The 12,106-nt window shown below is 59.0% G+C and carries 13 protein-coding genes; 8 read left to right on the top strand and 5 right to left on the bottom strand.

Annotation, left to right across the window (positions count from 1 at the left end; all coding sequences use genetic code 11):
- The first annotated feature begins 55 nt into the window (after positions 1-55).
- The 4 genes from ACYZTW_RS12220 (at position 56) to ACYZTW_RS12235 (ending at position 5,391) form a co-directional block, all read left to right on the top strand.
- Entirely contained in the window at positions 56-1,621 is a 1,566-nt protein-coding gene (locus tag ACYZTW_RS12220) for a sugar ABC transporter ATP-binding protein (RefSeq protein ID WP_462005065.1), read from the top strand.
- Between the two features lie 209 nt (positions 1,622-1,830).
- Positions 1,831-2,853: an ABC transporter permease gene (locus ACYZTW_RS12225; RefSeq protein WP_008153855.1), complete on the top strand. Its 1,023-nt coding sequence runs from the start codon at positions 1,831-1,833 to the stop codon at positions 2,851-2,853.
- A gap of 329 nt (positions 2,854-3,182) precedes the next feature.
- Positions 3,183-3,587, top strand: a complete 405-nt coding sequence (locus ACYZTW_RS12230) for a TraR/DksA family transcriptional regulator (protein WP_007907888.1) — start codon at positions 3,183-3,185, stop codon at positions 3,585-3,587.
- 580 nt (positions 3,588-4,167) lie between these two features.
- On the top strand, positions 4,168-5,391 hold the full coding sequence (locus tag ACYZTW_RS12235) for a methyl-accepting chemotaxis protein (protein WP_462005745.1): 1,224 nt from the start codon (positions 4,168-4,170) through the stop codon (positions 5,389-5,391).
- Positions 5,392-5,561: 170 nt separating this feature from the next.
- Here ACYZTW_RS12235 and ACYZTW_RS12240 read toward each other — a convergent pair whose 3' ends face one another.
- The 3 genes from ACYZTW_RS12240 to ACYZTW_RS12250 form a co-directional block, all read right to left on the bottom strand.
- Positions 5,562-5,801, bottom strand: a complete 240-nt coding sequence (locus tag ACYZTW_RS12240; RefSeq protein ID WP_462005066.1) for a DUF2789 domain-containing protein — start codon at positions 5,799-5,801, stop codon at positions 5,562-5,564.
- Between the two features lie 131 nt (positions 5,802-5,932).
- Positions 5,933-6,163 (bottom strand): hypothetical protein, encoded by a 231-nt coding sequence (locus tag ACYZTW_RS12245; RefSeq protein WP_033057642.1) that lies wholly within the window; start codon positions 6,161-6,163, stop codon positions 5,933-5,935.
- Between the two features lie 157 nt (positions 6,164-6,320).
- Positions 6,321-6,569, bottom strand: coding sequence for a hypothetical protein (locus ACYZTW_RS12250; RefSeq protein WP_462005067.1), 249 nt, complete (start codon positions 6,567-6,569; stop codon positions 6,321-6,323).
- Between the two features lie 414 nt (positions 6,570-6,983).
- Here ACYZTW_RS12250 and ACYZTW_RS12255 point away from each other — a divergent pair, with 414 nt between their 5' ends.
- From ACYZTW_RS12255 to ACYZTW_RS12265, 3 genes are all read left to right on the top strand, one after another.
- Positions 6,984-7,454 carry a hypothetical protein gene (locus ACYZTW_RS12255; protein ID WP_054052821.1) on the top strand — a complete coding sequence of 157 codons (471 nt, stop codon included), beginning with the start codon at positions 6,984-6,986 and terminating at the stop codon, positions 7,452-7,454.
- A complete protein-coding gene (locus ACYZTW_RS12260; RefSeq protein WP_462005068.1) occupies positions 7,454-7,657 on the top strand; it encodes a hypothetical protein in 204 nt (67 codons plus the stop codon). The genes ACYZTW_RS12255 and ACYZTW_RS12260 overlap by 1 nt, the downstream gene beginning before the upstream one ends.
- Before the next feature lie 118 nt (positions 7,658-7,775).
- On the top strand, positions 7,776-8,792 hold the full coding sequence (locus ACYZTW_RS12265; protein ID WP_462005069.1) for an ABC transporter substrate-binding protein: 1,017 nt from the start codon (positions 7,776-7,778) through the stop codon (positions 8,790-8,792).
- A gap of 132 nt (positions 8,793-8,924) precedes the next feature.
- Here ACYZTW_RS12265 and ACYZTW_RS12270 read toward each other — a convergent pair whose 3' ends face one another.
- Both ACYZTW_RS12270 and ACYZTW_RS12275 read right to left on the bottom strand, forming a co-directional pair.
- Positions 8,925-11,057, bottom strand: a complete 2,133-nt coding sequence (locus tag ACYZTW_RS12270; RefSeq protein ID WP_462005070.1) for a TonB-dependent receptor — start codon at positions 11,055-11,057, stop codon at positions 8,925-8,927.
- 89 nt (positions 11,058-11,146) lie between these two features.
- Positions 11,147-11,533 (bottom strand): DUF2946 domain-containing protein, encoded by a 387-nt coding sequence (locus ACYZTW_RS12275; protein ID WP_462005071.1) that lies wholly within the window; start codon positions 11,531-11,533, stop codon positions 11,147-11,149.
- A gap of 95 nt (positions 11,534-11,628) precedes the next feature.
- Here ACYZTW_RS12275 and ACYZTW_RS12280 point away from each other — a divergent pair, with 95 nt between their 5' ends.
- A complete protein-coding gene (locus tag ACYZTW_RS12280) occupies positions 11,629-12,066 on the top strand; it encodes a DUF3995 domain-containing protein (protein ID WP_462005072.1) in 438 nt (145 codons plus the stop codon).
- Positions 12,067-12,106: the final 40 nt, after the last annotated feature.

The raw sequence follows: 12,106 nt of genomic DNA on the forward strand, positions 1-12,106 counted from the left end.
ACAACAATAAACACGCAAGGTTGCGACCGCGACCTTGCTGATGGAGTACCTGATCATGTTCGCTTCAGCGACTGCTTCGAGCACCCCGTTGGTGGGTATCCAGCCAACTGCAACACCTGTCGATGAGCCGTACCTGCTGGAGATCATCAACGTCAGCAAGGGATTTCCCGGTGTGGTGGCCTTGTCCGATGTGCAGCTTCGGGTACGCCCCGGTTCCGTGCTGGCGCTGATGGGCGAAAACGGCGCCGGCAAATCTACTCTGATGAAAATCATTGCCGGCATCTATCAGCCGGACGCCGGTGAACTGCGCCTGAGGGGCAAACCGGTGGTCTTCGAAACGCCACTGGCTGCGCTCCAGGCCGGAATCGCGATGATCCACCAGGAACTCAACCTGATGCCGCACATGAGCATCGCCGAGAACATCTGGATCGGCCGTGAGCAGCTCAACGGTTTCCACATGATCGACCACCGTGAAATGCACCGCTGCACCGCGAAACTGCTGGAACGCCTGCGGATCAACCTCGATCCGGAAGAGCAGGTCGGCAACCTGAGCATCGCCGAACGGCAGATGGTCGAGATAGCCAAAGCGGTGTCCTATGATTCCGACATCCTGATCATGGATGAACCGACCTCGGCCATTACCGACAAAGAAGTCGCGCATCTGTTCTCGATCATTGCCGACCTCAAGAGTCAGGGCAAAGGCATCATCTACATCACCCACAAAATGAACGAAGTGTTCAGCATCGCCGATGAAGTGGCGGTGTTCCGTGACGGCGCCTACATCGGACTGCAGCGGGCCGACAGCATGGACGGCGACAGCCTGATTTCGATGATGGTCGGCCGCGAACTGAGCCAATTGTTCCCGGTGCGCGAGCAGCCGATCGGTGATCTGCTGCTGTCGGTGCGCGACCTTAAACTGGACGGTATTTTCAAGGATGTTTCCTTCGACCTGCACGCCGGCGAGATCCTCGGCATCGCCGGGTTGATGGGCTCGGGGCGGACCAACGTCGCCGAAGCGATATTCGGCATCACCCCGAGCGACGGTGGCGAGATTCGTCTCGACGGCGAGGTGGTGCGCATCAGCGATCCGCACATGGCGATCGAAAAGGGCTTCGCGTTACTGACCGAAGATCGCAAGCTCAGCGGCCTGTTCCCGTGCCTGTCGGTGCTGGAGAACATGGAAATGGCAGTGTTGCCGCATTACGCCGGCCACGGTTTCATCCAGCAAAAAGCCCTGCGCGCCTTGTGCGAAGACATGTGCAAGAAGCTGCGGGTGAAAACCCCGTCGCTGGAGCAGTGCATCGACACGCTGTCCGGCGGTAATCAGCAGAAAGCCTTGCTGGCGCGCTGGCTGATGACCAACCCACGGATCCTGATTCTCGACGAGCCGACCCGCGGTATCGACGTCGGCGCCAAGGCCGAGATCTACCGACTCATCTCCTACCTCGCCAGCGAAGGCATGGCGGTGATCATGATTTCCTCGGAACTGCCGGAAGTGCTCGGCATGAGCGACCGGGTGATGGTCATGCACGAGGGCGACCTGATGGGCACCCTCGACCGCAGCGAAGCGACCCAGGAACGAGTGATGCAATTGGCCTCGGGCATGTCCGCGGTTCACTAAGTCAAGGGCGGACGCAGTTTAGGGGTGAACAGGGATTCTGTGGCGAGGGGATTTATCCCCGTTGGGCTGCGAAGCGGCCCCAAAAGAATGGGACTGCTGCGCAGTCCAACGGGGCGGTGCGACGTTTCGCTAAATCCCCTCGCCACGAACAAGCTCCCTCACCACGAGCAAGCTTCCTCGCCACACAGATTTCTATTGAAGGGTGGGTTATGAACGCGATACTGGAAAACAAGCCAGCAACGGCACCGGTCAAGAGTCGCCGGCGCTTTCCGACCGAGTTGAGTATTTTCCTGGTGCTGATTGGCATCGGCCTGGTCTTTGAAGTATTTGGCTGGATCGTGCGCGACCAGAGCTTCCTGATGAACTCCCAGCGTTTGGTGCTGATGATTCTGCAGGTGTCGATCATCGGTCTGCTGGCGATCGGCGTGACCCAGGTCATCATCACCACCGGCATTGACCTGTCCTCCGGCTCGGTGCTGGCGCTGTCGGCGATGATCGCTGCCAGTCTGGCCCAGACCTCGGACTTCGCTCGGGCGGTGTTCCCCTCGCTGACTGACTTGCCAGTGTGGATCCCGGTGATTGCCGGGCTCGGGGTGGGACTGCTGGCAGGGGCGATCAACGGCAGCATCATTGCCATTACCGGTATCCCGCCATTCATTGCCACCCTCGGCATGATGGTCTCGGCTCGTGGCCTCGCGCGTTACTACACCGAAGGCCAACCGGTGAGCATGCTCTCGGATTCCTACACGGCGATCGGACACGGCGCGATGCCGGTGATCATTTTCCTGGTGGTCGCGGTGATCTTTCACATCGCCCTGCGTTACACGAAGTACGGCAAGTACACCTACGCCATCGGCGGCAACATGCAGGCGGCGCGTACCTCGGGGATCAACGTCAAGCGGCATCTGGTGATCGTCTACAGTATCGCCGGATTGCTGGCAGGCCTGGCGGGTGTGGTGGCGTCGGCACGGGCCGCGACCGGGCAGGCCGGGATGGGCATGTCTTATGAGCTGGACGCGATTGCCGCGGCAGTGATCGGCGGCACCAGCCTGGCCGGCGGAGTAGGGCGCATCACCGGGACTGTCATCGGCGCACTGATCCTTGGGGTCATGGCCAGCGGTTTCACCTTTGTCGGCGTCGATGCTTATATTCAGGACATCATCAAAGGCCTGATCATCGTGGTGGCAGTGGTTATCGATCAGTACCGTAACAAGCGCAAACTCAAGCGCTGAGCCGCAGATATAACAACCAATGCGCCACGCCTGACCCGCGTGGCGCAGCCGTTTGTCTTCTCTATACAGCCGCTCGATTGAATTTCTTGCTATAAACGCACTCCGATAATCACCGCAAAGACTGCCATAGAGCACTTTCAGGGCTTTGTCGGACAAATTCGCTGTCTTTTCAGTTGCTGAGGCCTCAAGTCGGCCTTAGACTGCCGCCCCTCGTAAATTGAGTGCCGGGTGGCGCTTGGAATTAAACGGCGCCTTTCCGATGGCCAACCCCAGGTCCGCCGGAACGCTCCCTAATTCGCCTTAATGCACGTTTTTTTATAGAGATATCAATGACAAAGGACAAGTTGCTGGCCATGCCGGCGGATGACTACATGAATGCCGAGCAACATGCTTTTTTCTCTGAGCTGTTGCAGAACATGAAAGTCGAAACCCATGAGCGCATCGAACAGAACCGCATCGCCATCGAAAGCCTGGACACCCCGGCCGATCCGGCCGACGCTGCTTCTGTTGAAGAAGAGCGCACCTGGCTGGTGAACGCGATCGATCGCGACCAGCGCATGCTGCCTCAGTTGGAACAGGCTCTGGAACGCATCAAAGAAGACAGCTTTGGCTGGTGCGATGACAGCGGCGAGGCCATTGGCCTGAAGCGCCTGCTGATCAGCCCGACCACCAAATACTGCATCGAAGCTCAAGAGCGTCACGAACAGATCGACAAGCACCAGCGTCAGGCCTGATTTCGTAACGCCCCGCATCGCGGGCAAGCCTCACTCCTGTAGGAGCAAGGCTGCCCGCGATGCTTTTTTTCGTCTGCGAAAAACTCGCGCACTTCTATTGATCTGCTGCAACGCCCACTACTAATGGACCATAGATAATGGCCTTGTAGTGGCGTTTAATGCCGATACAACAATTAGAATTACTCGGGGGATGACGAAGATGACGCGTGACGGATCTCTGGTTGCGGCAGTGGCTGCACCCGTGCTTTTGCCGAAAAACCTTTGGCTGACGCCGACCCTGCAAAGCATCGCTCTGATGCTGTTGTTGTGCGGCATGACGCTGGGCGGCTGGTCGCTTTACCTTGGCCTGCCATTGGCCGTAATGGTTATCTGGCTACCTCGCTTGCGCTCGCGCGCCATCCCTGAGGCAACCCCCGTCGACAGCGCCAGCGCAATTGCCGAGTTGACTCGCGATCTTTCCTATACCACCAGTCATAACGCGTTGTCTGCCGCCGGTGTGGCCTTTTCGGTCAAGCAACTGGCCGACAAACTGCAATCGCAGCTTGGTGCCGCGGCGCAGATAGTCAGCAACGCCGAAGTGATGATCGCTACCGAGCAAGCCACCTCGACACTCAGTCGGCAAGCCCTCAGTGCGGCCAGCGAGGCTCATCAGAGCAGCGCGGCAGGGCGGACGGAACTGATCGAGTCCATCGCCCGTATGCATCAACTCAGTCAGCGCGCCAGTAACAGCCGTGAACTGATCGAAGCCCTGAGCCTGCGCAGTGACGATATCCAACGGGTCACCCTGGTGATCCAGTCCATCGCCAGCCAGACCAATCTGCTGGCATTGAACGCGGCTATCGAGGCGGCGCGGGCTGGAGAGCATGGTCGCGGATTTGCGGTGGTGGCCGATGAGGTTCGCGGTCTGGCCGCGCGCACGGCGACAGCCACTGGCGAAGTCGGGGACATGGTCGCTGATATTCAGCAACGCACCGCGCAAGTGGTGGAACAGATCCGTCAACTGTCCAGCGACCTCGACACCGGTGTCGAGCAGGTCGAGCACACCGGTCAGCACCTGGAGAACATTGCGCGTCTGGCTGCCGGCGTCGAAAGCCAGGTCGGGGAAATCGCCAGGGGCGCCGACACCAACCGCGAACAACTCGATAGCCTGTTTCACGCCATCGAACAAATGCGCAGCGACCTGGCGATCAGCGACCAACAGACCCAGCGACTGGCCCAGGCCGCGGTGCAAATGGAAGGTCAGGCCGAAACCATCAGCGAACGCCTCGCCGAAGTCGGGCTGGATGACTATCACCAGCGGATTTATGACCTGGCCCGCGAAGGCGCGAGTCTGATCACGGCGCGCTTTGAAGCGGATATCGACGAGGGCCGCGTGAGCCTCGATGATCTGTTTGACCGCAATTACCAGGCCATTCCCAACACCAGCCCGGCCAAGTACCAGACCCGCTTCGATCGCTACGCCGATCAGGTCTTGCCGGCGATCCAGGAACCCTTGTTGCCGCGCCATGAAGGCCTGGTGTTCGCCATCGCCTGTACGCAGCAGGGCTATGTGCCGACCCACAACAAGGTTTTCAGCCAACCACTGACCGGTGATGCGCAGGTCGATACCTTGCAAAACCGCACCAAACGCAAATTCGCCGACCGCACCGGGATCCGCTGTGGCAGCCATCAGCAGGCCGTACTGCTGCAAACCTACACTCGCGACACCGGTGAGTTGATGCATGACCTGTCGGTGCCCATCATGCTCAAGGGGCGGCATTGGGGTGGTTTGCGGTTGGGTTACAAGCCGGAAAGCCCTCGCTAGACGCGTGGCGCTGGCTTTTGTGGCGAGGGGATTTAGCGAAACGTCGCACCGCCCCGTTGGGTCGCGAAGCGGCCCCCAGCGTCCGTTCAGACATACAGAGTTGTCCGGATTGACGACTGCTGCGCAGCCGAACGGGGATAAATCCCCTCGCCACAGTCAAGATAGTTGGGCTAGTGGATCTGATGCATGCGCAGGTTCAGGTCGTCGACCACCCGTGCCCAATCGGCATCTTCACGCAATTGCTCTTTCAGGAAGCCTGCTTGCTGCGGGGTCCAGAACTCGGCATCGATGAGTTTCCTGTCGTCGGCCAGGGGGGAATGACTGTCAATGAAATCGTCGATGGCTTTCTCGTTGGAGTCCAGACCGAGTTGGTCGAACAAGCCTTTCAAGTCATGTGTCGGTGAATCCATGTTCATCTCCTTGCGGGTCGCGTCGAGTGCGAGATCTGAGGGGCGGCTTCATTGCATCTGAGGGAGCCGCGCTTCAGGAGTTCGATGGCGATGTTCGTAAGCAAAAATGAGCATAGACTGCAAACCGACTATCAGGCTTTCAATGCGCCCTCATCGACCGCAAGCTTCAGCGCCTTGGCGGCTTCCTGCGCAGCGATGGCGGCGACGTCAGACGTCTTGAACCAGCGATCCTTCTCGACCTGGTGATACGTTACGGTGGTCAGCGGTGGTTTGGCGCGCATGATAATGACTGCCTGGAATTCGCCTTCGACTTCTCTGGCTTCGCCCCGGATAAAAAATTCACCGATATCAAATTCCGTCACGTAGCAGCCTTCCCTTGAAATATTCTGTTGTTTTGAACGCCGCCCGCCCTGGGGACGGGTTTCATTGGTCGGGCAGTATGGCAGTAGTTGCCTGCCGGCGGCTGAGTTAAGTCGCCGGCATGACGAAGCGTCTATAGAAATGAACGGGGCGGGACAGTCAACTGCGTAACTCAAGCGCGCGGGCAAGGGCGCAGGCTTCGTTATGACTGCTGCGGAAACCTCTGACGTGGCCGGTGGATATATCCTTGATATGGAAGAAGGCATGGCCGGCCAAAACCACCTGAAAGCGTGGCCGGGCAAGCGCTTCAGGGTGGTGCTCATACGGTTGAAACATCACCGAATGCAGGCTCGGCGAGTTGTTTGTGTAAGGTGCCTGAGGGTGGGCGAAGTGTGTCAGCGTGCACATATGAAGTCCTTTTCGTTGTTTTACCGACGTGTGTACGTCGTTTTGGGTAGTCTCGGTGAGCATCGCTGCTCTAGAATCACCGTCACTGGTTGGCGATTGATGCTCATCTAAAGCAATTTTTTGCGGGCGATATGTAGGAAAAGTGCTTTTCTAATAGAGTTTGTTCCCTAAGGTTGGTAGTCCGGTTTTATCTGGCCGTTAGAAGGGCGTTTTCCTTCAACCTCTGACGAATGCCAGGCAAGACGACGTGAGTGACGTTCCAGTAGTCTTCTCAAACCTCGCGATGAATGAGCGCTCTGCTCGTTTCAGGATTTCAACCCGGGTCATTTGGCTACACCATCGGCATTGCCGCTTTTTTCTGCTGTGCGCTGTTTTCCTGCGTGCAGCATCATTTTCAGATGTGGGGATGTTTCCTTGGCAGTAAGTAATCTCGATATGCATGCTTTGTTCGTGCTGGGTGATTTGCGCGCAAAGCTGGTTAAACAGTTCCAGTCACGTTTCGTTTACGTCACCGAACAGAACGCTGAAGGCATTTACATTGCCGAGATCGACACCGAAGAAGCGCTGGTGGTTGATGACAAACCAGGGCTTAAACTCAAGGTCGGCGATCATTTCAGCGCCTCTGTATTGCCCAGTCGCGAAGGCGGCAAGCTGGACATCAAGTTCCGCGAAATCAAACTGACGGTTTACGGCCTGGGTGATTACGCCTTCGTCACCACCGCCGATGGTCACGGGATCGTGTTCAAGGAAGGACATAGCGTGGTGATGGTGTTCGCCGCTCACCAACAGTTGCAGGAAGGCCTGACCAAAACCCTGAAAGCCGTGACCGCCAAGGCTGCCAAGTGGCGCAAGGGTGAATTGGTCACCTTCAAGGCCAGCGAATAATGACCCTGACCCGCGCCGACTTCCACGAACAGAACCAGGCCAGTGCGCAAGCCGAAGCCCAGCGGCTGTTCGACCAGAAGGCTGTTTTGCACGGTGCATGGCTGGGTTGGGTGGCGTCACAGATCTATACGTTGCGTCCGGCGGAATACGCCAGCATGGTACGAAGAGCGCTGGTGCGCTTGCAGGAACCTCCCGAAAACTGATTGACCTCCCTCGAAAGCAGAAACCTCTACTACAGTCAGTTGACTGAGTATTCAGAGGCTTTGCGGTCTTCTGCCAGGCCATCCTGCTATTGCTGTGAACAGCACGAGGTGCAAAAGCATGAACGGATTTCGACGGTTGCTGGCCGCTACTCTGGCCACGTTCGGTTTGTTGGCTTCACCCGTTCCGGTGTTCGCTGCCCAGGCGCCGATCCACTTCGCCGACCTGAACTGGGAAAGCGGCAGCCTGATCACCGATATCCTGCGGATCATCGTTGAGAAGGGCTACGGGCTGCCGACCGATACCTTGCCGGGGACAACCATCACCCTGGAGACCGCACTGGCCAACAATGACATTCAGGTGATTGGCGAAGAGTGGGCCGGTCGCAGTCCGGTCTGGGTCAAGGCTGAGGCAGAAGGCAAAGTCGCGAGTCTCGGCGATACGGTCAAGGGCGCCACCGAGGGTTGGTGGGTGCCCGAATATGTGATCAAGGGCGACCCGGCAAAAGGCATCAAGCCGCTGGCGCCGGGCCTGCGCAGTGTCAGTGACCTGCCGAAATACAAGGACGTGTTCAGCGATCCGGAAACCCCGGGCAAGGGGCGCTTCCTCAACAGCCCGATCGGCTGGACGTCGGAAGTGGTCAACAAACAGAAACTCAAGGCGTATGGGCTCGACGACAGCTATGTGAATTTCCGCAGCGGTTCAGGGGCAGCGCTGGATGCGGAGATCAGTTCTTCGATTCGGCGCAGCAAACCGGTGTTGTTCTATTACTGGTCGCCTACGCCGTTGCTTGGTCGCTTCAAACTGATTCAGCTGGAAGAGCCGCCATTCGATGCCGATGCCTGGAAAACCCTGACCGACGCCGACAACCCGAATCCGAAACCGACGCGCTCACTGCCCTCGAAGCTGTCCATCGGCGTGTCCACGCCATTCCAGAAACAGTATCCGCAGATTGCCGAGTTCTTCAGCAAGGTCGACTTGCCCATCGATCCATTGAACAGGGCGCTGGCCGAGATGAGCGAAAAACATACCCCGCCACGTCAAGCGGCGCAGGCGTTCATGAAGGCGCACCCAGAGGTGTGGAAGGCGTGGGTGCCGAAGGAGGTGGCGGATAAAGTCTCCGCCGAGTTGAAGTGATGTGGTGAGGCTGATGCCGCCTTCGCGAGCAGGCTCGCTCCCACATTAGATCTGCTGTGTACGCAAACCCTGCGAACAACCGAGATCAAGTGTGGGAGCGAGCCGGCTCCGGGCGGCGTTCCGACGAAGCTTTTAGAAACGGGTCTGCACCGCCAGCTCGAAGGTGCGCGGCGTACCAAGGTAATACGCCGGTGACACATGGGCAAACTCGGCATACACCTCATTGGTCAGGTTGCGCACCCGGCCGGTGACGGTGGTGTGTTGATCGACCTTGTAGCTGAGGAACGTACCGTAGAGCGTGTACGACGGTACGGTCAGGGTGTTGGCGCTGTCGGCAAACACCGAGGCCACATACCGCGCATCGACACCGCCCTGCCATTGCGGCGCGAAGTCATAGGTCAGCCATAGGTTGCCGACCCGGTCCGGCACGTTGGTCGGTGTGTTGCCTTTGCGTGAAACCACGACACCCGCCGCATTCTTCTCGTTGAATTCGTCGTACTGCGCATCGACCCAGGCGACGTTGCCTTCGACCAACAGCTTGTCGGTGATTCGTAACGAACTGGCCAGTTCGATCCCTTTGGACGTCTGTTGACCCACGGGAATGCTGCTGGTCGGATCCAGTGGATCGGTCACCGCGAAGTCTTTTCGCTCGATCGTGTAAGCCGCCACCGTTGCCGAGCCGCGACCGTCCAGATAATCGAATTTACTGCCGACTTCCCATTGCTTGCCGGTGGACACGTCGAAGTCTTGCGTGCCGTTGGGCTGTTCGGCGGCGGTGCTGTATTGCACGTAGACGTTGGCTTCGGGAATGAATTGGTAAGTCAGGCCGACCCGGCCGGTCACCGGCTCCCAGCTGCGCTTGAGGTGCCGGGGATTGCTGGCGGTCACGACTCGGTGGTTGGTCACGTCCAGGTCGATGTCGTCATAACGCAGGCCGGTCAGCAGCGCGAGTTTGTCGGTGAGGGCCAAACGGTTCTCGGCGAACAAGGCTTTGGTGGTGACTTCGTTGGTCTTGTCGCTGACAAAACCCGGTCGGGTGCCCGGGATGTCGTAGAAGTGACCCGGCTGAAAGTTATTCGGGTCGACGGTGCTGGCACCTTTGACGTTCAGCGGCGAGTTGGTGGTTTGGTTGACCTTGTACTCGAAGCCGCCGGACCAGGTCGTGTCCAGCCCGAACAACGCGTTGTCGTGGCGCAGTTCGAACTGGTTGCCGTTCTGTTCGCCCTGATGCCGGACCTGATACGCCGTGGAGCGATTCACCGCACTGTTGTCGGCGTTGTACTGGTAGGTTTCCAGGTTGCGGTAATCGCGCTGGCTGTCGAGGTGGTAGAGGGTGTTGTGCAGGGTGGTGCTGTCGTTGATCCGGTAGTCGATGATCGAGCGAACCCAGATCGTGCGCTGCTCGTAGCGGCCGTCCTCGACGTTGTAGTTGTTGAATCGGTTGTGCTTGTCGATCTTCAATTCGCCGGCCTTGGGGTTGAGTACCGGCGTACCCCAGTAAGGGCTGTCTTCGTGTTCATCCTGATATTCCAGGGCCAGGGTGTGGGACAGGTTGGGCGTCAGGTCGCTGAGCAGCGAGAACGCCACGCTCCACGCATCACGCTCCTGACGGTCGATGTAGCCGTTGCCGGTGTTATGGCTGACGTCGAGCCGCGCGTAGTGCTGCACGTCCGCGCTGGCATCGCTCAGGGCGTGGTTGAGGCCGAATGCGGTCTCGGTGGTGTCGTAACTGCCGTAGCTGATCCGGCCTTCGACGGCTTGCTCTTCACGCGTCGCCAGTTTGGTCACGTAGTTCAGCGAACCGCCCACGGAACCGGCGCCATTGATCAGCGATGACGGGCCGCCCACCAACTCCACTCGATCATAGATCCAGGCGTCTACCGGCCGGGCGAGGCCGCCGGAGACATTGATGCCGTTGAACATCTGGGTGATCTGGCTGCTGGTGAAACCGCGATAGGAGACGAACCCACCGAAACCGGGCGGTGCGCTGGCATTGACGCCCGGTAAGGTGTTGGCGGCGTCCTGGAAGTTCTGCGCGCCGTGGCGCTCGATGTCGTTGCGGTTGGCCACGGCCACCGAGGCCGGGGTTTCGCGCACGCTCAGGCCAAGCCTCGATGCCATGCCGCTGGACTGATCCAGACTGAGGCCCGGCTCAGCCGCCGCTTCGCCATCAATGGTGATGGGCGCGAGGTTGACGGTGGATTGCGCCCAGGCGTTTACAGACAGGCAGCCGAACAGGCTTGCCAGCAAAGGAATGCGTTTCATCGATGAATCCTGAATGCTTGACTAGGAAACAGCGCACACGCGAACGCCACGCGTTGGCGAGGTGGGCTGATCAGAAAAGGCGAAAAAATTCAGGCGACAGGCGGAGCGCGAGGATTGGCCGAGGGCCAGGTGAAGCGGGCAGGGAGGTCAGCGTTGGCGACGACGGCCAAGGGCGGACTGTGTTGCTGCGGGAGGATCGCCAGGGTCAGGCTGGAGTTGAGCGCCGGGCCCATGCCGCCAGTGGAGCACAACGGGCAGCCGAAGGCCTTGGACAGCGTCGGCAGTTTGTCTTCGGAGGTGTTCGACGAGGCCGGCGCCTGGCTGGTCGGGTCGACGGAACAGAACTGGCCGCCGATGCCGTTGAGCTGCATCCCGACCATTTGCCCGTGACCGATACTGCAGGCGAACACATTGAACAGGACGCAGCAATAAAGCATCCAGGCCATCAATGTGCGATCAGTGCGGGCGAGTTTCATGGGGCGGCACTTTATCATCGACGATGACGAATACCCTTACAAAATCGTTCAAGGAAGTTCATCCTGCTGCGACATTTCACGCTGGAAGTCTGAACATGAGCCTATTGATCGCGCAATGGATGGCTGCCATCTTCCTGTTGATCAGCCTGATCCACCTGTACTGGGCGGCAGGTGGCAAGTTGGGTAGCGAGGCGGCGGTCCCGCGAATGTCCGCAGAGGACGGAGGGGAATCCAGGCCGGCCTTCAAGCCTTCAGGCTTTGCCACGTTGCTGGTGGCGGTCGGGTTACTGCTGATTGCGATGCTGGTGTGCTTGCGGGTCGGCCTGTATCTGCCGACGGTGAATCACTGGTCGCTGCAATGGGTGATCAGCGCCATTGCGATGCTGATGTTCGCCAGGGCGATCGGCGATTCGAATTTGATGGGGTTCTTCAAACAGGTGAAGGATTCGAAGTTTGCCCGGCTTGATACCTGGGCCTATTCGCCGTTGTGTGTGGTGTTGGGGGCGGGGTTGTTGGCAGTCGCCTGGATCTAAGTTGCCCGGGCCGGCCTCTTCGCGAGCAGGCTCGCTCCCA

Source organism: Pseudomonas sp. LB3P25, assembly GCF_054897985.1.

Excerpts from the sequence above, each read along its gene's own strand:
- ACYZTW_RS12220 (WP_462005065.1), top strand. The coding sequence starts at position 56 with ATGTTCGCTTCAGCGACTGCTTCGAGCACCCCGTTGGTGGGTATCCAG.
- ACYZTW_RS12225 (WP_008153855.1), top strand. The coding sequence starts at position 1,831 with ATGAACGCGATACTGGAAAACAAGCCAGCAACGGCACCGGTCAAGAGT.
- ACYZTW_RS12230 (WP_007907888.1), top strand. The coding sequence starts at position 3,183 with ATGACAAAGGACAAGTTGCTGGCCATGCCGGCGGATGACTACATGAAT.
- ACYZTW_RS12235 (WP_462005745.1), top strand. The coding sequence starts at position 4,168 with ATGATCGCTACCGAGCAAGCCACCTCGACACTCAGTCGGCAAGCCCTC.
- ACYZTW_RS12240 (WP_462005066.1), bottom strand. The coding sequence starts at position 5,801 with ATGGATTCACCGACACATGACTTGAAAGGCTTGTTCGACCAACTCGGT.
- ACYZTW_RS12250 (WP_462005067.1), bottom strand. The coding sequence starts at position 6,569 with ATGTGCACGCTGACACACTTCGCCCACCCTCAGGCACCTTACACAAAC.
- ACYZTW_RS12260 (WP_462005068.1), top strand. The coding sequence starts at position 7,454 with ATGACCCTGACCCGCGCCGACTTCCACGAACAGAACCAGGCCAGTGCG.
- ACYZTW_RS12265 (WP_462005069.1), top strand. The coding sequence starts at position 7,776 with ATGAACGGATTTCGACGGTTGCTGGCCGCTACTCTGGCCACGTTCGGT.
- ACYZTW_RS12270 (WP_462005070.1), bottom strand. The coding sequence starts at position 11,057 with ATGAAACGCATTCCTTTGCTGGCAAGCCTGTTCGGCTGCCTGTCTGTA.
- ACYZTW_RS12275 (WP_462005071.1), bottom strand. The coding sequence starts at position 11,533 with ATGAAACTCGCCCGCACTGATCGCACATTGATGGCCTGGATGCTTTAT.
- ACYZTW_RS12280 (WP_462005072.1), top strand. The coding sequence starts at position 11,629 with ATGAGCCTATTGATCGCGCAATGGATGGCTGCCATCTTCCTGTTGATC.